Annotated in this window: 24 protein-coding genes and 1 pseudogene; 11 read left to right on the top strand and 14 right to left on the bottom strand. The window is 70.5% G+C overall.

Annotated elements, in window-relative coordinates; genetic code table 11:
* Positions 1-41: 41 nt before the first annotated feature.
* From ACQEV1_RS17575 to ACQEV1_RS17590, 4 genes are all read left to right on the top strand, one after another.
* On the top strand, positions 42-1,430 hold the full coding sequence (locus ACQEV1_RS17575; protein ID WP_285617337.1) for a glycine--tRNA ligase: 1,389 nt from the start codon (positions 42-44) through the stop codon (positions 1,428-1,430).
* A 65-nt stretch (positions 1,431-1,495) separates the two neighbouring features.
* Positions 1,496-2,788 carry an SGNH/GDSL hydrolase family protein gene (locus tag ACQEV1_RS17580; RefSeq protein WP_433394731.1) on the top strand — a complete coding sequence of 431 codons (1,293 nt, stop codon included), beginning with the start codon at positions 1,496-1,498 and terminating at the stop codon, positions 2,786-2,788.
* 160 nt (positions 2,789-2,948) lie between these two features.
* Positions 2,949-3,329 carry a GNAT family N-acetyltransferase gene (locus tag ACQEV1_RS17585; RefSeq protein WP_433394732.1) on the top strand — a complete coding sequence of 127 codons (381 nt, stop codon included), beginning with the start codon at positions 2,949-2,951 and terminating at the stop codon, positions 3,327-3,329.
* Between the two features lie 90 nt (positions 3,330-3,419).
* Positions 3,420-4,343, top strand: a complete 924-nt coding sequence (locus tag ACQEV1_RS17590; RefSeq protein ID WP_433394733.1) for a threonine ammonia-lyase — start codon at positions 3,420-3,422, stop codon at positions 4,341-4,343.
* Here ACQEV1_RS17590 and ACQEV1_RS17595 read toward each other — a convergent pair.
* A complete protein-coding gene (locus ACQEV1_RS17595; protein ID WP_285617332.1) occupies positions 4,313-5,176 on the bottom strand; it encodes a LysR family transcriptional regulator in 864 nt (287 codons plus the stop codon). The two genes, ACQEV1_RS17590 and ACQEV1_RS17595, sit on opposite strands and share 31 nt — an antisense overlap.
* Positions 5,177-5,246: 70 nt before the next feature.
* Between ACQEV1_RS17595 and ACQEV1_RS17600 the strand changes: the two genes are divergently transcribed.
* The 3 genes from ACQEV1_RS17600 to ACQEV1_RS17610 are packed head-to-tail and all read left to right on the top strand — an operon-like array spanning position 5,247 to position 7,354.
* Positions 5,247-5,564, top strand: a complete 318-nt coding sequence (locus ACQEV1_RS17600; protein WP_433394734.1) for a hypothetical protein — start codon at positions 5,247-5,249, stop codon at positions 5,562-5,564.
* Between the two features lie 57 nt (positions 5,565-5,621).
* Complete coding sequence (locus ACQEV1_RS17605; RefSeq protein ID WP_433394735.1) at positions 5,622-6,362, top strand: SDR family NAD(P)-dependent oxidoreductase; 741 nt, start codon at positions 5,622-5,624, stop codon at positions 6,360-6,362.
* Positions 6,359-7,354 (top strand): amidohydrolase family protein, encoded by a 996-nt coding sequence (locus ACQEV1_RS17610; protein ID WP_433394736.1) that lies wholly within the window; start codon positions 6,359-6,361, stop codon positions 7,352-7,354. The genes ACQEV1_RS17605 and ACQEV1_RS17610 overlap by 4 nt, the downstream gene beginning before the upstream one ends.
* Positions 7,355-7,367: 13 nt before the next feature.
* Here the strand turns inward: ACQEV1_RS17610 and ACQEV1_RS17615 are convergent, their stop codons facing one another.
* Positions 7,368-8,279, bottom strand: coding sequence for an SDR family oxidoreductase (locus tag ACQEV1_RS17615; protein WP_433394737.1), 912 nt, complete (start codon positions 8,277-8,279; stop codon positions 7,368-7,370).
* Between the two features lie 126 nt (positions 8,280-8,405).
* On the opposite strand from ACQEV1_RS17615, the gene ACQEV1_RS17620 reads away from it, so the two are divergent.
* The gene (locus ACQEV1_RS17620; protein ID WP_433394738.1) at positions 8,406-8,993 is read left to right on the top strand and encodes a TetR family transcriptional regulator; all 588 of its coding nucleotides are present in this window, start codon (positions 8,406-8,408) and stop codon (positions 8,991-8,993) included.
* Positions 8,994-9,518: 525 nt separating this feature from the next.
* Here the strand turns inward: ACQEV1_RS17620 and ACQEV1_RS17625 are convergent.
* The 6 genes and pseudogenes from ACQEV1_RS17625 to ACQEV1_RS17650 all read right to left on the bottom strand — a co-directional run bounded on the left by ACQEV1_RS17625 (position 9,519) and on the right by ACQEV1_RS17650 (position 13,359).
* Positions 9,519-10,091 (bottom strand): YceI family protein, encoded by a 573-nt coding sequence (locus ACQEV1_RS17625; protein WP_433394739.1) that lies wholly within the window; start codon positions 10,089-10,091, stop codon positions 9,519-9,521.
* A 55-nt stretch (positions 10,092-10,146) separates the two neighbouring features.
* Positions 10,147-10,632: a hypothetical protein gene (locus tag ACQEV1_RS17630; RefSeq protein WP_433394740.1), complete on the bottom strand. Its 486-nt coding sequence runs from the start codon at positions 10,630-10,632 to the stop codon at positions 10,147-10,149.
* A gap of 41 nt (positions 10,633-10,673) precedes the next feature.
* Positions 10,674-11,078 carry a DUF6069 family protein gene (locus tag ACQEV1_RS17635; RefSeq protein ID WP_433394741.1) on the bottom strand — a complete coding sequence of 135 codons (405 nt, stop codon included), beginning with the start codon at positions 11,076-11,078 and terminating at the stop codon, positions 10,674-10,676.
* 87 nt (positions 11,079-11,165) lie between these two features.
* Positions 11,166-11,560 (bottom strand): annotated as a pseudogene (locus ACQEV1_RS17640) (transposase); the annotation flags it as partial.
* A gap of 7 nt (positions 11,561-11,567) precedes the next feature.
* Positions 11,568-12,494 carry a MerR family transcriptional regulator gene (locus ACQEV1_RS17645; protein ID WP_433394742.1) on the bottom strand — a complete coding sequence of 309 codons (927 nt, stop codon included), beginning with the start codon at positions 12,492-12,494 and terminating at the stop codon, positions 11,568-11,570.
* A gap of 154 nt (positions 12,495-12,648) precedes the next feature.
* Entirely contained in the window at positions 12,649-13,359 is a 711-nt protein-coding gene (locus ACQEV1_RS17650; RefSeq protein ID WP_433394743.1) for a hypothetical protein, read from the bottom strand.
* Positions 13,360-13,661: 302 nt separating this feature from the next.
* Between ACQEV1_RS17650 and ACQEV1_RS17655 the strand changes: the two genes are divergently transcribed.
* Both ACQEV1_RS17655 and ACQEV1_RS17660 read left to right on the top strand, forming a co-directional pair.
* Positions 13,662-14,099, top strand: a complete 438-nt coding sequence (locus tag ACQEV1_RS17655) for a MarR family winged helix-turn-helix transcriptional regulator (RefSeq protein ID WP_285617319.1) — start codon at positions 13,662-13,664, stop codon at positions 14,097-14,099.
* Complete coding sequence (locus ACQEV1_RS17660; protein WP_433394744.1) at positions 14,099-15,820, top strand: MFS transporter; 1,722 nt, start codon at positions 14,099-14,101, stop codon at positions 15,818-15,820. Before ACQEV1_RS17655 ends, ACQEV1_RS17660 begins: the two co-directional genes overlap by 1 nt.
* Position 15,821: 1 nt before the next feature.
* Here ACQEV1_RS17660 and ACQEV1_RS17665 read toward each other — a convergent pair whose 3' ends face one another.
* From ACQEV1_RS17665 to ACQEV1_RS17675, 3 genes are all read right to left on the bottom strand, one after another.
* Positions 15,822-16,529, bottom strand: coding sequence for a DJ-1/PfpI family protein (locus ACQEV1_RS17665; RefSeq protein WP_433394745.1), 708 nt, complete (start codon positions 16,527-16,529; stop codon positions 15,822-15,824).
* Positions 16,529-17,515, bottom strand: a complete 987-nt coding sequence (locus ACQEV1_RS17670; RefSeq protein WP_433394746.1) for a GlxA family transcriptional regulator — start codon at positions 17,513-17,515, stop codon at positions 16,529-16,531. Before ACQEV1_RS17670 ends, ACQEV1_RS17665 begins: the two co-directional genes overlap by 1 nt.
* 156 nt (positions 17,516-17,671) lie before the next feature.
* Entirely contained in the window at positions 17,672-18,661 is a 990-nt protein-coding gene (locus ACQEV1_RS17675; protein WP_433394747.1) for an RNA polymerase subunit sigma-70, read from the bottom strand.
* A 113-nt stretch (positions 18,662-18,774) separates the two neighbouring features.
* On the opposite strand from ACQEV1_RS17675, the gene ACQEV1_RS17680 reads away from it, so the two are divergent.
* On the top strand, positions 18,775-19,362 hold the full coding sequence (locus tag ACQEV1_RS17680) for a dihydrofolate reductase family protein (RefSeq protein WP_285617307.1): 588 nt from the start codon (positions 18,775-18,777) through the stop codon (positions 19,360-19,362).
* A gap of 111 nt (positions 19,363-19,473) precedes the next feature.
* Here ACQEV1_RS17680 and ACQEV1_RS17685 read toward each other — a convergent pair whose 3' ends face one another.
* The 3 genes from ACQEV1_RS17685 to ACQEV1_RS17695 are packed head-to-tail and all read right to left on the bottom strand — an operon-like array spanning position 19,474 to position 21,586.
* Positions 19,474-20,277 (bottom strand): MerR family transcriptional regulator, encoded by an 804-nt coding sequence (locus tag ACQEV1_RS17685; protein WP_285617306.1) that lies wholly within the window; start codon positions 20,275-20,277, stop codon positions 19,474-19,476.
* 5 nt (positions 20,278-20,282) lie between these two features.
* A complete protein-coding gene (locus ACQEV1_RS17690) occupies positions 20,283-20,804 on the bottom strand; it encodes a VOC family protein (RefSeq protein ID WP_433394748.1) in 522 nt (173 codons plus the stop codon).
* Positions 20,805-20,857: 53 nt separating this feature from the next.
* Positions 20,858-21,586, bottom strand: coding sequence for a hypothetical protein (locus ACQEV1_RS17695; protein WP_433394749.1), 729 nt, complete (start codon positions 21,584-21,586; stop codon positions 20,858-20,860).
* Positions 21,587-21,674 lie beyond the last annotated feature (88 nt).

The following is a 21,674-nucleotide window of genomic DNA, read 5'->3' on the forward strand; positions in this document are numbered from 1 at the left end:
TCGCGGAAAACCGCCGACCGCCAGCCGGATGGAGATCACTCATGGCCCGTCGTTCCGATGTGATGGAGACCATCGTCAACCTCAGCAAGCGCCGAGGTCTGGTCTTCCCCTCCAGCGAGATCTACGGCGGGCTGCGGGCGTCCTGGGACTACGGACCGCTCGGCGTCGAGCTGAAGAACAACGTCAAGCGCCAGTGGTGGAAGTCGATGGTGCAGGGCCGCGACGACGTCGTCGGCCTCGACTCCTGCGTGATCCTCGGCCGTGAGGTCTGGGAGGCCAGCGGCCACGTACGCGAGTTCACCGACCCGCTGACCGAGTGCCAGTCGTGTCACAAGCGGCACCGCGCCGACCACCTCGTCGAGGCGTACGAGGCCAAGCACGGCAAGGCCCCCGAGAACGGTCTGGCCGACCTCGTCTGCCCCGACTGCGGCACGCGCGGCGCGTTCACCGAGCCGCGCATGTTCAACGGGCTGCTCAAGACCTACCTCGGCCCGGTGCAGGACGAGTCCGGCCTGGCGTACCTCCGGCCCGAGACGGCGCAGGGCATCTTCATCAACTACTCGCTGGTGCAGCAGGCCGCGCGCCGCAAGCCGCCGTTCGGCATCGGCCAGATCGGCAAGTCGTTCCGCAACGAGATCACTCCGGGCAACTTCATCTTCCGTACGCGCGAGTTCGAGCAGATGGAGATGGAGTTCTTCGTCGAGCCGGGCACCGACGAAGAATGGCACCAGTACTGGATCGACACCCGTTTCCAGTGGTACGTCGACCTGGGCATCAACAAGGAGAACCTCCGGCTGTACGAGCACCCGAAGGAGAAGCTCGCGCACTACTCCAAGCGCACCGTGGACGTGGAGTACCGCTTCGACTTCCCGGGCAGCGAGTGGGGCGAGCTGGAGGGTGTCGCGAACCGCACCAACTACGACCTGTCCACCCACGGCAAGCACTCCGGGCAGGACCTGTCCTACTTCGACCAGGAGAAGAACGAGCGGTACGTCCCGTGGGTGATCGAGCCGGCGGCGGGCGTCGACCGGTGCGTGCTGACGTTCATGATGGACGCCTACAGCGAGGACGAGGCGCCGAACGCCAAGGGCAAGATGGAAAAGCGCGTGGTCATGCGCCTTGACCACCGCCTCGCGCCGGTCAAGGTCGCGGTGCTGCCGCTGTCGCGCAACGCCGACCTGTCGCCGAAGGCGCGTGACCTGGCCGCGCGGCTCCGCCGCAACTGGAACGTCGAGTTCGACGACGCGGGCGCGATCGGCCGCCGCTACCGCCGCCAGGACGAGATCGGCACGCCGTACTGCGTGACCGTCGACTTCGACACGCTCGACGACAACGCCGTGACGGTGCGCGAGCGCGACTCGATGGCCCAGGAGCGCATCGGCCTCGACCAGGTGGAGGCCTTCCTCGCCACCCGCCTCCTCGGCTGCTGAACCGCCCTTTAATGCGGTTTTGACGCGCTTTACGCCGTGTCATGACAAACGTACGGTTGTAAGTCATGAGACGAACGCGCAGAGGGAGAACACCGATCGCCGTGGCGGTCGGTGTTCTTCTTGCCGCCGCCCTCGGTGTCACCGGATCCGCGAGCGCGGACGGCGGGTCCCGCGGAGGTGACTGGTTCACCTCGTGGGCGCAGTCCCAGCAAGGCCTCGCGGGCACCACGCTGAACGACCAGTCGGTCCGCATGATCACCCATCTCAGCCAGGGCGGCGACGCGCTGCGGGTACGCGTCCAGAACCAGTTCGGCACCGCTCCGCTCACCGTCGACGCGGTCGCCGTGGCCGTCAGCGGCACCGGCGCCGCCATCGTGGGCGGCAGCCGTCCGGCGACGTTCCCGGGCCCGAACCACCGGTCCACCGGTTCGGTGACGGTCGCGCCGGGCGGCGAGGCGTGGAGCGACCCGATCCGGATCGAGACGCGACCGCAGGACGACATCGCGGTGAGCATGTACGTGGCCGGCCAGGCGACGCCGGGCGTGCACGCCTCCGCCCTGCGGGACAACTACGTGACGGAGGCGGGAGCGGGCGACCACGTCGGCGACGCCTCCGGCGCGGCGTACACCCGGAAGGTCGGCTCCACCTACCTCGTCAGCGCCGTCGACGTCCACAACACTCACCTGCGAGGCACGATCGTGGCCTACGGCAGCTCGGTCGTGGACGGTACGGGCAGCACCAACTGCGGCCCGGGATGCACCGTCACGGGCGACAACCGGCGCTGGACCGACGACCTGGCCCGCCGCGTCGTCAAGGAACTGCCGGCCCGCCGGCAGATCGCCATCGCCAACGCCGGCATCGGCGGCACCACCAGCTCACCCGAGTGCGCGAACGAGCCCGCCGGGGTCAGGGGCCTGGAGGGCACCGCGCGCCTGGACCGCGACGTGCTCGCGCTCCACGGCGTGACCGCGGTGATCTACTACTACGGCACCAACGACCTGCAGGACGACTGCACCGCGGACCAGATCCTGCGCAGCTACGACACCGTGTTCGCGCGCCTGCGGCAGGCCGGGATCAAGGTGTACGTGACGCCGATCACGGCCCGGCCGATCTACACCGACCAGATGAACCTCCATCGCTACACGGTCGACGGCTTCGTGCACCGGTGGAACGACTGCAGCGGCCACTGCGACGAGGTCCTCGACTTCGACCAGGTCATCAAGGACCCGCTGCACCCCAACGCGATCAACCCGTCCTACGACAACGGCGACGGCATCCACGCGAACATCGCCGGCCAGCAGGCCATCGCGGACAGCATCTCCCTGCCCCTGCTCGCCCGCTCCGCGACGACCACGTGAGGACCGTGCCCTGAAACTGCGTCCGCTCACCGCCGCGACCGCCGGCGTCATCGAGCACTGGTTCGACGACGCCGAGGTCCAGCGCCGGCTGGGCGACCGCTCGTGGATCCACCGGGAGCGGCGCCTGCTCGGCGAGCGACCCGGCACCGGCTTTCGCGGCATGACCGTCCTGCGGTCGTACGGCTGGGTCGCGTACGACGCCTCGGGACGGCCCGCGGCGTACATCGGCGGCGACGTCTACGACCGGTGGGTGACCTACCGCGGTGAGGGACCGGACGGCCCCCTGCTCTCTGGCGAGGACGCACGCGTCTCGATGGCCCTGACCTGCCTCGTCGATCCGACCCGCCGGCGCCAGGGCCACGGCCGAGCCGCGATCACCACCGTGCTCGCCCACCCCGGCCTCCGCGACGTCCGGGCGTTCTACTGCGGCATCGACGCCGGCAACCACCCCAGTCGCCGGTGCGCGACCTCCGCCGGCTTCGAACTCCTCGATCCCACTCCCGACTTCGAGGAGATCGTGTACTACCGCTACGCGCGTTGACGCCGGGCGGCGGGATGGCACCCGGCACTACGCTGCTGTCTCGTGCAGCAGACGCGTCTCGACACTGGTCGGATCCGGGCGGCTCGCCGGATGATCGACCCCGTTTTCCTCGACACTCCGCTGTACCGCTGTGAGGCGCTGGAGCCCGGCCTCGGGTGCGCGGTGAGCATCAAGCTCGAAACGGCGAACCCGGTCCGCAGCTTCAAGGGGCGCGGCACCGAGCTCGTCGCGAGCCTGCTCGCCGGCAACGGCTCGCGAGCCGCGGTGTGCGCCAGCGCGGGCAATCTCGGTCAGGCCCTCGCCTGGTCCGGTCGCGGCCGGGGGCTCGACGTCACCGTCGTGGCATCCCGCCACGCGACGGTGGCCAAGCTTGATCGCATCCGTGCGCTGGGCGCCAGGCTGGAGCTGGTGGACGGCGACCACGAGCTGGCTCGCGAGCGGGCGGCGGACATCGCGCGGCACGACGGCATCCGGCTGGTCGAGGACAGCCTGGACATCGAGACCTGCGAGGGCGCGGCGACCATCGGCCTCGAACTCGTCGACGCCGCGCCGTCGTTCGACGCCGTACTGATCGCCCTCGGCGGCGGGGCGATGGCCACCGGGGTGGGCCACGTGGTGAAGGCCCTGGCGCCCGACGTCGAGGTGATCTGCGTCCAGCCGCTGGGCGCACCGGCGATGACACACTCCTGGCGTCGGCGGCGTGTCGTCACGACCGACTCGGCCGACACCATCGCCGACGGCGTCGCCGGCCGGTGTCCCATCCCGGCCGTCCTGGACGACCTCCTCCTGGTCGCCGACGACGCCGTCCTGGTCAAGGAGGAGTCGATCATCGCCGGTATGCGGATGCTCCTCGACCACGCGGGCCTCGTCGTCGAGCCGTCGGCCGCGCTCGGCGTCGCGGCGATCCTCGAAGACCGCGACCGCTTCGCCGGCCGGCACGTGGTCAGCATCGTGTGCGGCAGCAACGTCGACGTGGACGCCTATCACCGCTGGGTCGGTGCGGCCACCCTCTGACGATCGCCCAGCGCGGCGGCCACGAACGACGCGACCAGCGGCCGGCGGTCCCGCTCGTTCCAGGCGAGTACGAGGCGGCTGGGCGGCGCGTCGGTCACCGGGACGCAGACCAGGCCGGCCGGCACCGGTTCGACCAGCGAGCGGGGCAGCACCCCGATCATCCGGCTCACCGTGATCATGTGGAGCATCTGGACCACGTCGGCGACCTCGGGACCGGTGCCGTCGCCTCCGGGGACTCCCTTCCAGCGCGGCAGCGTCTCACCCTCCAGGTCGGACATGCGCACCGCGGCACGCCCGGCCAGCCGGTGCCCGGACGGGACGATGACCACGCGGTCCTCGGTGTGCAGCGTCTCGTGGGCCAGGCCGTCGAGGTCGTCGAACGGCACGTAGAGCAGGCCGACGTCGGCGCGGCCGTCGCGTAGGAAGTCGGTGCGGTCGGCGGGACCGCTGAACAGAATGTCCACCCGGCGGGCGTCGGGCTCGTGGGAGTACGCGGCCAGGATTCCGGACAGCAGGCCGGCGTCGCCGCCGGGCTTGAGCACCAGCCGCAGATGCGCCTGGGGATCGCCGGCGCGCCGGGCGTTCCGTACGGCGGCGCTGACCGCGTTGAGCGCGTGCCGCCCGTGTTCGCGCAACGCCGCTCCGGCCGGGGTGAGCTCGACGTGCCGGCTGGAGCGGACGAACAGCGGGACGCCGAGCCGGGCCTCGATCCGCCGGATCGCCTTCGACAGCGCCGGCTGGGCGATCGAGAGCCGGACGGCGGCCCGCCCGAAGTGCAGCTCGTCGGCGACCGCGATGAAGTACTCCAGCTCGCGGGTCTCCAGTTCAACCATGCCTCCAGGTTATCGATGCAGAGCGGACTTGTCTTGGACACCGGCGGGCTGCGCCCCCAAGAATCAGAGCATGGTCAACCACACAATGATCGTCTCCTTCGATCAGCCGCTGCCCGACACCGAGCTCGATCAATATCTCGCGGACATCGAACGGGTCATGCTCGACACCGGTCTCGTGCAGTCGGTCGCGGCCCGGCGCCACATCCCCATCCCCGGCGAGGAGGCCATTCCGGCGCTGATCGCGACCGCGATCGTGCAGGTCGCGGTCGCCGACACCGACACCCTGGCGAAGGCGTTCACCGCGCCCGGCCTGCATGAGGTCATCGACTGCTGGCAGTCGCGGCACCCGTACAAGGTCGCCTGGGCGAACCACGAACCGCTCGTATGAGCGAGCGGAGCGAGCGAATCAAGGAACACAGTGCCTCTGGTCACCGAAGGAGGCCGCATGAGTGAGGGGCGGAGGGCCGGGCTGGTCACCGGCGCGGGCAGCGGGATCGGCCGTGCGACGGCGCTGGAGTTCGCCCGGACTGGCGCCGCGGTCGCCGTGCTGGACATCGACGAGAGCACGGCGGCCGAGACCACCGAGATGATCAGGAAGGACGGCGGGGAGGCACTGACCGTCTTCGTCGACATCGCCGACGAAGCCTCGGTACGGGCGGCCGTCGAGCGCACGGTCACGGCGTACGGCGGCCTCGACTTCGCCGTGAACAACGCCGGCCTGGCCTCGCACCGGCGGCTCGACGAGATGACCCTGGGCGAGTTCGAGCGCGTCGTGCGCGTCAACCTGGCCGGGACCTTCCTGTGCATGAAGTACGAGCTGCCCCTGCTCGGCGGCGGCGGCGCGATCGTCAACGTCGCCTCGAACGGCGGCCTGTACGCGATCCCGAACGCCCCCGCCTACGTGGCCGCCAAGCACGGCATCGTCGGGCTCACCAAGGTCGCCGCGGTCGACTACGCGCCGGACGGCATCCGGGTCAACGCCGTCTGTCCCGGCCCGACCCGCACTGCCGGGTTCGAGCAGTGGGCGGGGGACACCGACCTGATCGCGCGGCAGGAGGCGATCACGCCGCTCGGCCGGCTGGCCACGCCGGAGGAGGTCGCGGCGGCGGCGGTCTGGCTCTGCTCGGACGCGGCGTCGTACGTTACCGGGATCGCGTTGTCGGTCGATGGAGGGCGCCGGGCATGAGGGTCATCGCGGTCGAGGAGCACATGGCCACCGAGGCGTTCCTGGGCGTCGCGCACGGTCTGGACGTCGTGCCGGGCGACGAGACCGAGATCGGGCTGATGCGTACGGTGGAGACCGCTCCGGCCTTCCGCGCCCGGCTCGTCGATCTCGATGCCCGGCTGAAGGAGATGGACGCGCTCGGGCAGGACATGGCGGTGCTCAGCCTCAATCCGCCCGGGGTCCAGCCGTATCCGGCGGCCGACGCGGTGCCGCTGGCCCGGGAGTTCAACGACGCGCTGGCCGCGATCGTACGGCGGCACCCGGGCCGGTTCGGCGGGCTGGCCACGGTGGCGCCGCAGGACCCGGTCGCCGCGGCCGCCGAGATCGAGCGGGCCATGGGCCCGCTCGGGCTCAACGGCATCATGATCAACTCGCACACCGGCGGGCGGTACCTGGACGAGCCGGAGTTCGCGCCGCTGCTGGCGGCGGCCGAGGCGCACCGGGCGCCGATCTACCTGCACCCGCGGGCGCCGAGCATGCTCGACGCCTACCGCGACTACGGGATGCCCGGGGCGATCTGGGGTTTCCAGGCCGAGGCCGGGCTGCACGCCATGCGGCTCATCCTCAGCGGAACGCTGGACCGTTACCCGGAGCTGACCGTCGTGCTCGGGCACCTCGGCGAAGGCATCCCGTACTGGCTGCGGCGGATCGACAACCGGCACGCGTTCGCGGCGCGGACGGCCGGGGCGGCCACGCCGATGCCGCGCCTGTCGCTCACGCCGAGCGAGTACTTCCGGCGCAACTTCGTGATCACCATGAGCGGCATCGACGATCCGGACGTGCTCGGGCTGGCCCTGAGCGCGGTCGGCGCGGACAAGATCATGTTCGCGATCGACTTCCCGTACGAGGACCCGGCCGCCGCCGTGGCCTTCCTGCGGGAGGTGCCGCTGACCGACGATCAGCGGACCGCGCTCGGCCACCGTACGGCCGAGCGCGTGTTCGCCATCACTTAGGCCGGGACCGTGCTCAGGGCGTGGGCCCGGTGAAGTAGTCGCCGTCCCGCAGGTCTTCGAGCAGGGTCGGATGGGCCGGCGACCAGCCGAGCAGGGTCCGCGTGTGGTCGCTGGAGACGGGGGCGTCGGTGCCGAACACGGCGGCCATGAACGGGTTCTCGAAGTGTTCGGCGGCCTTGTCGGGGGTCAGGGACAGGGTGGGGAGGTCGAGCATCTCGCCGATCGTCTCGGCGATGCTCCTGAGGGTGACGCCGTCCTCGCCGGCGCCGTGCAGCGCGCTGCCGGCGGGGGCCTCCTCCAGCGCGAGCCGGAAGAGGACGGCCGCGTCGAAGCGGTGGATCGCGGGCCAGCGGTTGCCGCCGTCGCCGACGAAGGCGGAGACGCCCGTCTTCCGGGCGGTCGCGATCAGCATCGGGACGAACCCGTAGTCGCCGGGGCCGTGCACGGTGGGCGCGAGCCGGACCACGCTGGCCCGCACGCCCTGCTCGGCGAAGCCGAGACAGGCATGCTCGCCCGGGATCCGGAAACCGGCGATCGATTCCGGGTCGGGCGGGTCCTGCTCGGTGCTCACCCGCCCGGCGGGCATGACCAGGGTGCCCGACGTGCTGACGAACGGCTTGCCGGATCCCACCAGGGCCTGGCCGAGCGCCTCGATCGCCGTACGATCGCGCCTGATCAGGTCCTCGGGGTCGGCGAAGTCGCCGCCGAAGGCCATGTGCAGGACGCCGTCGGCCCGCGCCGCGCCGGCCCGCAGGCGGTCGAGGTCCTCCAGCGAGCCGCGGTGCGGCCGGGCGCCGAGTCGCTCCAGCCGGGAGGCGGCGGCGTCGGAACGGGCCAGGCCGGTGACCGTGTGGCCGGCCGCGATGAGTTCGGAGACGACGGCGGGGCCGGTGAGTCCGGAACCACCGGTGACGAAGACGTGCACGACGATCTCCTTGAATCGGATGGGGTAGCGACAGTGTCTGTCGCTACCTCGGCACGCTAGCACGTAACGTCAGACACTGTCGCTACGTGATGACAGCCTCTGTCGCTACCGGGCTATACTGCGGGGATGCCGCGCGATGGAGGACCGGCGCGCCTGCGCCTGCAGCAGGCCGCCCTCGACCTGTACGCGGAACGCGGCTTCGACCAGGTCACCACGGCCGAGATCGCGGCGCGGGCCGGCGTCACCGAGCGCACCTTCTACCGGCATTTCGCCGACAAGCGCGAGGTCCTCTTCGACGGCGAGAAGACCCTGCGCGACGCCCTGGCCGCCGGCGTGGCCGGCGCCCCGGAAGGCCTCGCGCCGCTTCCGACCGTCCTGTGGACCCTCCGTACGGTGGTGGTGCCCGTGCTGGAGGGCAACCGCTCCTTCTCCGAGCCGAGGCATCGCGTCATCACCGCCACCCCGGCCCTCCGTGAGCGAGACCAGGCGAAGAAGGCCGCCCTGACCGAGGCCCTGGCGACCGCCTTGCGCGACCGGGGCGCGTCCGAATCCACCGCCTCACTGGCGGCCCACGTCGGCATGGCCGCCTTCGGTCATGCCAGCATCGCCTGGCTCGACCACCCCGACCGGAGCCTCGACGAGCTCATCCGCGAGGCCTTCGAGGACCTGCACGGCCTCACCGTCCCTCTGGCCGCCGTCGACGACCCCGTGTGACGGCCGTGGGCGCCGAGGTCGCTCAGCCGGTACGTCGTGAAGGTCAGCTTCGCGTACGAGGACTTGTCACCGTTCTCGTAGAAGACGCCGAACCGGTCCTTCCCGACCATGCCGATCGTGGGGTAGCCGGACAGGCCGGGGTGGATCAGCCTCGCGATGGGCCAGGTCCGGCCGGCGTCGCAGCTCAGCCGTACGGTGAGGTTCTCGCGGGCCAGCTGGCTCGCCGGGTTGACGAACAGCAGCCAGTCGCGGTGCGCGCCCTTCGCCGCCGGGTCGACGCGGATCACGTCGCCGTTGACGTGCGGGTCGATGAGCTGGGGAGCCGCCGCGACCGGGCCGAAGGTCCGGCCGCCGTCACTGGACGTGGCGATGAACCGGTAGCCGCCGACGCTCGGCCGGCTGTTCTGCTCGATGGTGCCGTCGGGCAGCTCGACGGCCTTGCTCTCATCGGTGTTGGCGGCGATGCGCGGGCGCCGGGACACGAGCGGCGTCACCGATACTTGCGGAACGTTGCTGATCGGTGTGTCAGGCGGCCGGGAACGCCTGGACGTCCAGGGTGATGTCGATCTTGTCCGCGATGATGATCTTGGTGCCGTCGGCGATCAGGCCGAAGGTGATGCCGAAGTCGCGGCGGCTGATGGTGGCCTGAGCCGAGAAGCCGATCCGCGGCTCGCCCTGGAGCCCGGTCGGGTCGGAGCCGAGGAACTCGACCTCCAGGTCCACCGTCCGCGTGACGTCGCGGATCGTCAGCTCACCCGACAGCACCCAGGAGTCCACCACCCGGCGCAGCGTCCGGCTGACGAACGTCATCTGCGGATGTGTCTGGACGTCGAAGAAGTCGGCCGACCGCAGGTGGTCGTCGCGCATCTGGTTGCCGGTGTTGACCGAGGCGGTCCCGATCACGGCCGTGACGGTCGAGCCCGCGGGGTCGGGGTGGGTGACGATCTGCCCGCTGACCTCGGCGAATGTTCCGCGTACCCGGCTCATCAGGTGGCGCGCCGAGAAGCTCACTGTGGTGTGGGCGGGGTCGATGGTCCAGGTGCCGCAGGTCCAGCCGTCGGGCGTCTGCGGGCTGACGGTGGTGGCGTCGGTGGTCATGGGATTCTCCCGTTTCGTTCGCTGATGTGGGTGTGGGGTGTTCGTCGTCGTACGGTCAGGCCTGGGCCGCCGGTGCGGCGAGCTCGGCCAGGTGATGGAGCGAGTTGATGAGGTGCTCAGGGTCGAACGGCGGGAACCCGATGCGATCCCGGATGTACTGCGGCACCGCCGACCAGTCGTAGGTGAGGGTGACCTCGGTCTCGGACGGACCGGTCGGCGTCAGGTCGTAGCGCCAGATCCAGCCGCCGAACTCCAGCCGGCCGTCGCCCTGGTCCGTCCCCGTCAGCCAGCCGATGACGCGCGGCGGGTCGAGCACCGCGACCTTGTTGACGACCTGGTAGTCACCGTCGGGATGGCCGGCGTGGAACATGTCCATCCGGAAGATCTGTCCGACCTCGGTCAGCAGCGTCCGGTCGGCGGGTGCCTGAACCCATCCGGTGCCGTCGATCGCCGCGTGGGTCGTCGGGTCCGCCAGCACCGCGAACACTCTCGCGGCGGGCACGGCGAAGGTGAGGGTGGCGTTCACGCTCTCCTGGTTCACGGTGGGCACGCTCCTTGTCATCTCAGGTCTTGTTCGAGGGATCAGGCGGCGAGGCGGCGGGCGATGGCCGGGATCACGATCGCGGCGGCGGCCAGGTGCGTCAGCATCAGCAGCGCCTTCGTGGCCGCGGACGCGTCCGCGAGCACGTCCGGCACCAGCGACAACGCGGTGAGCACGAGCGTGGTGCGGACGAACACCGTGCGCGGACGGCGGGCCATGCGGGCCAGGACCAGGGCGAGCGCCAGGCCGACCACGGAGAAGATGACGGTCAGTGTGGCGAACCCGGACACCGGGATCGGCGCGCCGCCGACGGCCAGGCTGATCCCGGCGGCCTTACCCGCCGCCGCGATGGCCGAGGTCGCCACGGCGGCGAGGGCCGCCGCGGTCAGACCCCCGGCGATCAGCGACTTGGCGGAAACGGGAACGGTGGTGGTGGTGACGGACATCGTGAGCCTCCGGTGTGTCGCGACCGGCTCCTTGCCGGCCTCTCACCCTGGCTACGAACGGACTCGACGCGATTCGACATCACCGCGGAAAAACCCGATCCGACAGTTGGTGATCTTTCCCGTCGTGCCGGTGTACTGCCGCCGCACCCCGGCCGAACGCCCGCCCTTCTTCTCAAAGCCGGTGTCGTCGACGACCAGCACCCCGCTCAGCGAGTCGATCCGCTCACCGACCTGGCGGCGCAGCGCGTCCCGCATCAGATCGGCGTCCCGCCGGGCGTGATTCAGCAGCCGCTGCATCCCGTCCGGCCTCGCATCACCGGCGAACTTCGCCAGCGACCAGCCGTTCTTGCGCTCCAGCGAGCTCAACAGAGGCCCAGCAGATAGGAGCGGGCCCGCGACCGCGGCTCACACCGCCCGAACAACGGAGCCAAGACCTGCACGAACAGCTCCTCGAGCGCATCGCATCCTCCGGCGCGTCGCATGCCTCCGCTACCGCTCGATCCGGGCGCGTACGGCCTGGGCGGACCAGGCGAACGCCGGGGCCACGTTCTCCGGAGCGCGCCAGCCGTTGATCACTGCAAGCGACCGGAGGTGCCGATCCCGGCGAGGGTCGGTCACGCTCTCCAGCCGGGCCAGCAGCCGGTGGCGAAGCTCGGCGTCGTCGGGCCGGTCGACGAGGTACGCGTAGTGGTCCGTCAGCGTCGCGACGATCGGATCGGCGCGGCGCGAGGCCGGGGCGACGCCGGCCGCCAGAGCGGGGACGGCCTGGTCCTGGACGACCGCGGCGAGGTCGCGGCGCGGTCCCATGACCGATGCCCGTTCGGTCGCCTGGTCCTCGGCCATCCGCCGCATGCCGGCGCGGAAGTCCGGGTCCAGTGCGAGTTCGGCCCACTCCACCCAGGCACGGACCTGCTCGGCCTCGGGATCGTCGGGCAACTCGGGGGTCATCGAGCGCATGATCCCCGCGAACGCGGAGCCGAGACCGCCGAAGACGGCGTCGAGGAAGTCCCCGATGAGATGTCGGCGTTCGTCCTCGGACAACCGGGCCAGCTGGTGCATGAGATCGGTCTCCTCTCCGGTGAGTCCGCGCTCGGCCACCACCGTCAGCAGCGCGTGCCGCAGGCGCAGGACGCGGATCTGCGCCGCCAGGGCTTCGGCGTGTGTCGCGGCGACCTCGGGAAGGGAGAGCTCCCGGTCGACGACCCTGCCGATCGTGGGCAGGTCCAGTCCCAGGCTCCGCAGGGTCCGTACGAGGTTCAGGCGCGCGACGGCATCGATGCCGTAGAGGCGGTAGCCGGCCGGGCTGCGTTCCGCCGGCGTCACGATTCCGCGATCGGAGTAGAACCGGATGGTCTTGACCGTGAGACCGGTCCGCCGGGCCAGCTCGCCGATCGGGTACAGAGTGTCGCCGTCCATGTCCTACAGCCTGGCGTCTCCCCTCACAGGAGACTCAAGCCGGTGCCGCGGACGCATCCAGAGATCGCGCGGTGGCGGTATCGCCCTGACCATAAACGATTTCCCCATTCGGCGTGGCCTGGCTCTCCTCCACGATTCTTAGGAGTCGGGAGTGTCAATTGCGGCCGGTGGTCGCCCGATGGAAACCGATCGCCACTCCCGCGGCAACGGTGTGGTCGTGGATTTTGGATAGAGGATAGGTGTACGTGCCCGCATGGAGTTGGCAGTAGAGGTTGTCGCGGTCGTGGTGGATGCGCACGATTTCCGTGAAGGGCAACATGCGACCGTCGCACTCGATGCCGGCGTTGGAAACGCTGAGGCCTCCGAACCGCATGGTCTCCCCGGCCTTGATCGCCTGCGTCGCTCGGCGGCTCCTGGCGCGAACCTGTTCCAATTCGTTCTTCCGCCGTCGACGCAAGGTGATCACCGCTACAACACCGACCACGATCAAGAGGAGCCACAGAGTCCAGACCACCGGTGGCGAGTTCAACAGCACACCACCGATCAAGACGGCGAGCAGCAGGTAGGCGACAGCCGCCTCGCCGACCCACATGCTCTGAAGCGGAAGCGGTATGCCCACCCCGAAACGGTGGCGGTTGTGCCAGACGCGCCGGCCGTCGGCTCCCACCGAGGAATTGAGCGTACGTCCCAGGAGATAGCTCGGGAAGGCTGCCAGCGCGAAAGCGAACGGCATTGTGCAGAACACGGCATTGGAGCCGAGTGCGTGGATCGAACTCAGAGGGACCGCAAGGAAGCCGCCGATCACGACCGTGACGACGATGATGGGAAGCGCGAGCCAGCCCTTTCCAGTCCAGGAGATCATCATGTTGTGCTCCTAATGGGAGAGGATCGGGGGAGCACCACGCCTGGAGACCGGCCGCTAGGGCACGAATGGACGGTGCTGGTCGAGCCTAGACACACCGGTCCAGGCCGACCTGCCAAAACGTGCACTGGAGCTCGCCATTTCCCGCACCGATGCGCTCGCCGGGGTGTGGTCGCATTACCTGAGACGACGCCGCGCGGCTGAGCCGTGTCGCCGGCCCGACCCGTGACGCCGCCGACGAACGACCCCTGCGTGGCGCCTGCTCATGTTGATAAGGCCAGTCTTATCAGGCTAGCCTTATGAATATGACCGATGATCCGGGTGCGGAGGACGTCGCCGCGGCGCTGCTCGTGAGCATGAGCATGTTCCGCAGGCGGATGCGGCAGGTGCCGGTCCAGGAGGAGCTCACCCTCCCCGAGACGGCCGCGCTCTCGCGGCTCGACCGTTCCGGGCCGACCACGGCGAGTGCGATGGCGCGTGCGGAGCAGATCAGCCCGCAGTCGATGGGTGCCACGCTCGGCGCCCTCGAATCGCGCGGACTGGTCGACCGGCGGCCCGATCCCGAGGACGGCCGGCGCATCGTCCTGTCGGTGACCGAGGCGGGCCGGGCGCTGCTGCGCGACAAGCGCACCGCGCGGATCCGGCAGATCGCCCAGGTCCTGGCCAGTGAGTTCAGCCCCGACGAACGGCGGCACCTCATGGCGGCGGCACCGCTGATCGAGCGTCTCGCGCAGAACATCTGATGGCGGCCACCGACGCCGACCGGCTCGATGACCGGGAGCAGCTCGGCGAACGCGACTCAACAGATCGGTACAAGTGGGTCGCGCTCGCCAACACGACCGCCGCCGTGTTCATGGCCGTGCTCGACGGGTCGATCGTCCTCATCGCGTTGCCGGCCATCTTCCGCGGCATCCACCTGAACCCGCTCGCGCCCGCGAACGTCGGCTACCTGCTCTGGATGATCATGGGCTACCGGCTCGTCCAGGCGGTCTTCGTCGTGCCCGTCGGGCGGCTCGGCGACATGTACGGCCGGGTGAAGATCTACAACGCCGGGTTCCTCGTCTTCACCGTCGCATCGCTTCTGTTGTCGTTCGATCCGTTCCAGGGGCGGCACGGGGCGCTGTGGCTGATCGGCTGGCGGATGCTCCAGGCGATCGGCGGCTCCATGCTCACCGCCAACTCCGCCGCGATCCTCACCGACGCGTTCCCCGCGCGGCAGCGCGGTTTCGCGCTCGGCATCAACCAGGTCGCGGGCCTGGCCGGGCAGTTCGTCGGCCTGGTGGCCGGGGGAGTGCTGGCGATCTGGGACTGGCGCGCGGTCTTCTGGGTCAACGTCCCGGTCGGCGTCTTCGGCACCCTGTGGGCGTACCGCCGGCTCCGCGACAACGGCGAGCGCAACCCCGGCCGCATCGACTGGTGGGGCAACATCACGTTCGCCGTCGGGCTGAGCGCGGTGCTCGTCGGCATCACCGAGGGCATCCACCCGTACGGGCACCACGCCATGGGCTGGACGAACCCCACGGTGTGCGCCGAGCTGATCGGCGGCGTCCTGCTCCTCGCGGTGTTCGCCGTCGTGGAGACCAGGGTGGCGCACCCGATGTTCCAGATCGGGCTGCTGCGCATCCGCGCGTTCACGGCGGGCAACGCGGCGAGCTTCGCGACGCGTCTCGCGCAGGGCGGCCTGCAGTTCGTGCTGATCATCTGGTTGCAGGGCATCTGGCTGCCCCTGCACGGCTACGACTACAGCGACACGCCCCTGTGGGCCGGCATCTTCCTGCTGCCGCTGACCGGCGGGTTCCTCGTGGCCGGGCCGATCTCGGGCCTGCTGTCGGACCGGTTCGGCGCGCGCGGGTTCGCCACCGCCGGGATGGTGGTGTTCGGCGGGAGCTTCGTCGGGCTGATGCTGCTGCCCGCCGACTTCTCGTACTGGGCGTTCGCCCTGCTCATCGCCGCCAACGGCATCGGCACGGGCATGTTCAGCTCGCCGAACTCCTCGGCCATCATGAGCAGCGTGCCCGCCCGCCAGCGGGGAGCGGCGTCGGGCATGCGCTCGACGTTCCAGAACTCCGGCACGTCACTGTCGATCGGGGTGTTCTTCTCCCTGATGATCGCGGGGCTGGCGGGCAGCCTGCCGCACACGCTGACCGGCGGCCTTCAGCGGTACGGCGTGTCCGCCGGGGTCGCGCACCAGATCGGCGCGCTTCCCCCGGTGTCGTCGCTGTTCGCCGCGATCCTCGGCGTGAACCCGATCGAGAGCCTGCTCGCGCCCACCGGCGCCCTGCCGGCGCTCTCCCCGGCGAACCGGCAGGCCCTCACCGGCCGGGAGTTCTTCCCGCACCTGATCGCGGAGCCGTTCCACCACGGCCTCGTCGTCGTCTTCGCCGTGTCGGCCGCCCTCGCCGCGTTCGCCGCCGTGGCCTCGCTCCTGCGCGGCCGGCGGCCGGCGCCGGAGTCCCGGACCTGACTCACGCACGGTACGCGCCGATCGCCCGGCGCCACAGCACCTGCGGGATGGCGATCGCCTCCCGGGGGTTCGCACCGGCGCGGAGCAGTTCCGCTCGCGCCTTCTTGCGCACCTGCTCGCCGGCCTTGCTCGGATGGCCCGCGTCGAACGGCGGCCGCGGGTCGTACTCGATGGTGAGCTGGACGATCTCGGCGCGCTCGGGGCCGCAGATCTCGCCGACCAGCCACAGCCCGAGGTCGATGCCCGCGGACACCCCCGCCGCGGTGGCGACCTTCCCCGATCGGACGATCCGCTCGTCGGGCCGTGGTTCGGCGCCCAGCTTGCCCAGTATCGGCTGCACGAGCCAGTGCGTGGTCGCCGGGACGCCGTCCAGGATGCCGGCCGCGGCGAGGACCAGCGCTCCCGAGCAGACCGAGGTGGTCCAGGTGGCCGTCTCGTGCACCCGGCGCAGCCAGCCGGTCAGCTCCTTGTCGGCCATCGCGGTGGCCGTCGCGGCGGACGATCCGGGCACCAGCACGATGTCCGGCGCGGGCGTCTCGGCGTAGGAGTGCGTGACGCCGAGGAACAGCACGCCGCTGTCGGCCACGACCGGCCCGGGCTCCGCGCCGACGAACCGTACCTCCGCGTCCGGCATGAGGTTGAGCACCTCGTACGGACCGATCGCGTCCAGGGCGGTGAGCCCGGGATAGAGCACGATGGCGATCTGCATCAGAGAACCTCCTGTGGGGGATGGGCCGACCGGAAGCGGTCGCGGTAGTCGGCGGGCGCCACGCCGAGCACGCGCAGGAACGCGCGGCGCATGGTCTCGTCGCTGCCGAACCCGGTGCGCTGCGAGATCCCCTCCACCGGCAACGTGGAGCGTTCGAGCAGGTCACGGGCGGCCTCGACGCGTACGCGCTCCACGAACCTCGCCGGGGTCGTACCGGTCTGCTCGCCGAACAACCGTCCGAGGTGGCGTTCGGACATGTGCGCGCGTTCGGCCAGCCGCGGCACGCTGTGGTCGGCGGCCGGGTCGGCGGTGATCGCGTCGAGCACCGGGCGGAGCGGCGAGCCGGTCGCGACCCCGTGGTCCAGCCGCGCGGAGAACTGGGACTGCCCGCCGGGCCGCTGCAGGAAGACCACCAGTGCCTGGGCCACGGCCCTGGCCGTCTCCGCGCCGTGGTCGGACTCGACCAGCGCGAGCGCGAGATCGATCCCGGCGGTCACCCCCGCGGAGGTGTACACGTCACCGTCCCGGACGAAGATCCGGTCGGGTTCGACGGTCGTCTCGGGATACCTGCGGGCCAGGTCGCCGCACATCAGCCAGTGCGTGGTGGCGGACCTTCCGGCCAGCAACCCCGCCGCCGCGAGCAGGAACGCGCCGCTGCAGACCGAGCACACCCGGCGGGCCCGGCGCGCCAGCAGGCCGATGGTGTCGAGGAGTTCCGGCGTGGTCGCGGTGTCGAAACCGAACCCGCCCGCCACGATGAGGGTGTCCACCGGCTCGGTGACGTCGGACAGCGCGGCGTCCACCTCCAGCCGCAGGCCCGAGTCCGAGCGCACGGACCTGCCGTCCGGCGAGGCCACGAGCAGCCGGTACCCGCGCCCGCGCAGTCCGATCCCCGCGAGTGAGAACACCTCGGCCGGCCCGACGGCGTCGAGCATCTGGATGCCGGGGTAGACGACGAGGAGCACGAGACGATCGGGGGAGGCCACGGGTTCAGCCTGGCCGGTGCCCGCCGATGGCGGCAAGGACGGCCACCCCTCGGATTCGGACATGCCCGGCTACCGGGCCCGCGCTCTACTGCCAGGTCGCGGTGTCGGGGTCGATGCCGTGGGCGCGCGCTCGCGTCAAAGTCGTGAGCGATGTGGTCAGGATCGGCGGGGTTCGAGGGTGGTGGGGAGGTCGAAGGCGGGGAACTGTCCGTTGCCGAAGGTGGTGGTCTCGGCGATCGTGCCGTTTTCGATGCGCAGGACGTCGAGTTTGAAGGCCCGGTACTGTGAGCCGCCGGGTCGGCGCAGGTAGCACGCTGCGGCCGGCTGGCGGTTCGCGCGGGTGGCCACGGCCAGCCAGTCGCTGTCGCCGTCGGGCCCGAACGCCCGCGCGAGCAGCGGGGCCAGGGCCGCTCGGCCCTCGTAGCGGAATGGCGCGGGCGGCATCGTGACGCGGACGTCCTCAGCCATGATGGCGGCGAGGCCGGCGGCGTCACCTTGCTCGTGTGCCTCGATGTAGCGCTTCAGCAGAGCCTGCTCGTCCTCGGTCGCCGGGCTGGGCAAGCTCGCTGTGGTGCGACGCGCGTGGTGGTCTCGCATTGTCGTCCGTGCCCGTTGCAGGGCGCTGTTCACCGCGGGGACGGAGGCATCCAGCAAGGACGCGCACTCCGCTGCGGACCAGCCGAGGACGTCCCGGAGGATCAGCACGGCTCGCTGTTTCGCGGGCAGTGTCTGGATCACGGCCAAGAAGGCCAGGCTGATCGTCTCCCGGGCGATGACCACCGATTCGGGCTCGGCGTCGGCGGGCAGGGCCTGGTTCAGGAGCCCGTCCGGGTAGGGCTGCAGCCAGGGCATCTCCTCGAACGAACTCAAGGGCCGCACCCGTCGCGCGCGGCGGCGCGCGTCGTCGATGCAGGTGTTGGTCACGACCCGGTACAGCCATGGACGCACCCCGCCCGCCGCCGGGAGGCTCTGTCTCGCCCGCCACACCTTCAGCAGGGCCTCCTGCAGCACCTCCTCGGCCTCGTCGAACGAGCCGCCCATGCGGTAGCAGTGCAGGTGCAGCTCCCGCCGATAGCGGTCCACCAGCCGCGCGAACGCCGGCTCGCTGCCTGAGCGCACGGCGGTGAGCACGTCGTCGAGTTCCATCCTCGCCTCCTCGATGAGGCCCATGACTCATCGATTTTCCACGCGAGCGATGAGTCCGGCCGCCGTTCGACGTTCTACCGCATGTCCACATCAAAGCCCGAAGGGAATGGATGATGACCACGGTCTTCTCGCACATGACGATGTCGCTGGACGGTTACATCGCCGACACCCAGGACGGATGCGGCGAGTTGTTCGACTGGTACAACGCGGGCGAGGTCGAGGTGCCGGCCCGGGACGGGCACAGCTCCTTCACCGTTGACCGAGGAAGTGCCGCGATGCTGCGGGACATCCTCGCCGGCACCGGGGCCCTGGTCTGCGGGCGGCGCTTGTTCGACCTCACCAACGGCTGGGACGACAACCATCCGGTGGGCGCTCCGGTGGTCGTGGTCACCCACCGCCCGCCCCAGGACACCACGGCATGGCCGAGGACCACCTTCGTCGGCGAGGTGGCCGCCGGCATCGCCACGGCCCGGCAGATCGCGGGCGGTAAGGACGTCACCGTCGCCAGCGCGAGCATCGCCGCCCAAGCGCTCGACCTCGGTCTGCTGGATGAGGTCCGGATCAGCCTGGTGCCCGTGCTGCTGGGTGCGGGGATCCCCTACTTCGCCGACCTCACGCGCTCGCCCTACCGCTTCGAGGACCCGACCATCGTCGGCGGCGCCCGCGCCACTCACCTGACCTACGCCGTGCGACGCGACTGAGACAGGAGCGCAACGGGGGAGGCCACGGGTTCAGCCTGGCCGGTGCCCGCCGATGGCGGCAAGGACGGCCACCCCTCGGATTCGGACATGCCCGGCTGCCGGGCTCGCGCTCTACTGCCAGGTCGCGGTGTCGGGGTCGATGCCGTGGGCGCGTGCGCTCGCGTCGATGACGCGCCGGAACCACGTGGCGAGGCCGGCGCGGATGCCGTCGTAGTGGGCGGCGAATCCCGGATCGGCCTCGAACCTGCGGCCGAGACAGACCTGCATCTGCCGGGTGAGGGGAAAGTAGGAGGCGAAGACCTCACGGTGCCGCTCGACGAGTCGATTCGCCTCCGGGCTGCCGGGTGTGACGCCGGCGTCCATCGCATCCCCGAGGGCGCGGTCGAGGTCGGCATTGGCGTCGGCGATGGCCTGCCATTCCTCCGGACCGCGAGAGGCCGAACGTTCGGCGTACCGCAGCCATTGCGCCGTGTCCCCGTAGCGCCGGCGGGCCTCGGCGGGCCAGTCCGGGTTCCACTGCGGGCCGAAGATCGCGGCCTGCTGCTCGTCGGTCAGCAGCAGGCCGCGCTCGTGGGCGTCGATCATCCGGTCCAGTCCGGCGCTGAGCCGCTGGAGGCGGTCGATCCGTTCGGCGACCAGGGCGCGCTGCGCGCGCAGCGCGCCCGGCACGTCCGCGGCCGAGTCGTCCAGGACGGCCCGGATTCTGTCCAGGCCGAGACCGATCTCGCGGTAGACGACGATGCGGTGCAGGCGGTCGAGATCACCAGCGGTGTAGAGCCGGTATCCGGCGGCCGTGCGCAGCGACGGTCGCGCCAGACCGATCTCGTCCCAGTGGTGCAGCGCGCGGACCGTCACGCCCAGACGCGTCGCGACCTGGCCGACGGTCAGGCCGTCGGCGTCAGCGGGATCAGGCATACTCCTCATTGTTCATCGTCGCCGCCCGGTGGGGTGATCCCGACGGCTTCGAGGTTCCGCGCCTCCTGACCGGCCGGATCGAAGGGCTTCGCGGCGGTGAGGACGATCCGCGCGTTCTCGGGAGTGATCACCGCCACGTCGCGTGTGTTCCAGGGGGTGTCCCGTGGACCGTCGACCGAGTCCGGGCGCAACGCGCGGCAGGCCGCGACGAGGGAGTCGAGCTGGCCGAGCACGCACGCGAAGCTGACGCTCATCGCCGGTGCCTGCTCCGGAACGCTCGCCGCCGGGACGAGGAGTACGTCCTGGAACGCCCACCGGCGCAGATGCACGACCCTTCCGGGGATGCTGAACAGCTCGAAGAACCCGAGCCCGCGAATCCAGAAGTCCACCGACGCCGCCAGATCGCTCGTGGGGATCGTCACGAACGCGGGCATTCCATAGATGCCGTGGAACGGCTCCGGCGGAACCGCGTCCGGGCCGGGAGCGGGTACGGGACTCATCTCGAACGCGTTGTAGTAGTCGCTCATGCACCCCACCCTCCAGCCTCACGCGACGTGAGGGTCAAGCGCGCCGGGCAGATCTAGTCGCGCGGCAACTGCTCCAGGAGCTGCCGGAACTCCGGCGGGGGGAAGATCTGCTCCAGGCGTCCGTTCTTCGACTCGGCGTGCAGGGGGTGCAGGCGGCCCTGGTGCAGCCAGAACACGTCGAGGCTCAGCCGGTCCGAGGCCTGGGAGCCGACGTCGCGCACCAGCCGCAGCATGGCCTCGATCGCGGCGACGTCGCCGGCCTTCCGGATCGGCACCGCGAGGATCTGATGCTCGCGCGGGATCCCGATGATCGCCCCGTACGGGAGGTCCACGCCCAGCGCCTGTTCCAGCCGTACGAGGTGTGCGGCCCCGGACACGCCTTGGTCGACGACGGTGTACAGGGGGGAGTTCTCGCCCTGGTCGTGGGCGTTGACCTCCACGTTGTCGCGCCTCATGTTCTCCACCGCGCGGAGGAGCAGGTCGGGCGGGGTGACGCCCCAGCGGGACGTCAGGTGGGCGAGGACCGGGTAGGCCCGCTGGTAGCGGCCCGAATCGCCCGCCGCCATCACGACCAGGCGCGCGGACAACTCGTCGTTGAGGTACACGGAGATCGCGTCCGGGCCGAGCTCCGAGGTCTTCGCCATGATCAGGCGGAGCAGGCCGTCGCGCTCGGCGGCGGGCATCGCCAGCAGCTCGCGGCACGGACTGTGCGTGGTGCAGTCTCCGGACGGCCCAGCCGAGAAACTGGAGTCGGTCGCTTTATTGCGCCGGAAGATGGACATTGCCCCAGTATGTCCAATGGTGATTATGGTAGTAAAACCCTAACCCTCTGACCAGGGATGACATCAAGATTTAAGCGGAAATTGATCC

It is taken from the genome of Actinoallomurus sp. CA-142502, from assembly GCF_050936355.1.
GTDB lineage: Bacteria > Actinomycetota > Actinomycetes > Streptosporangiales > Streptosporangiaceae > Actinoallomurus > Actinoallomurus iriomotensis.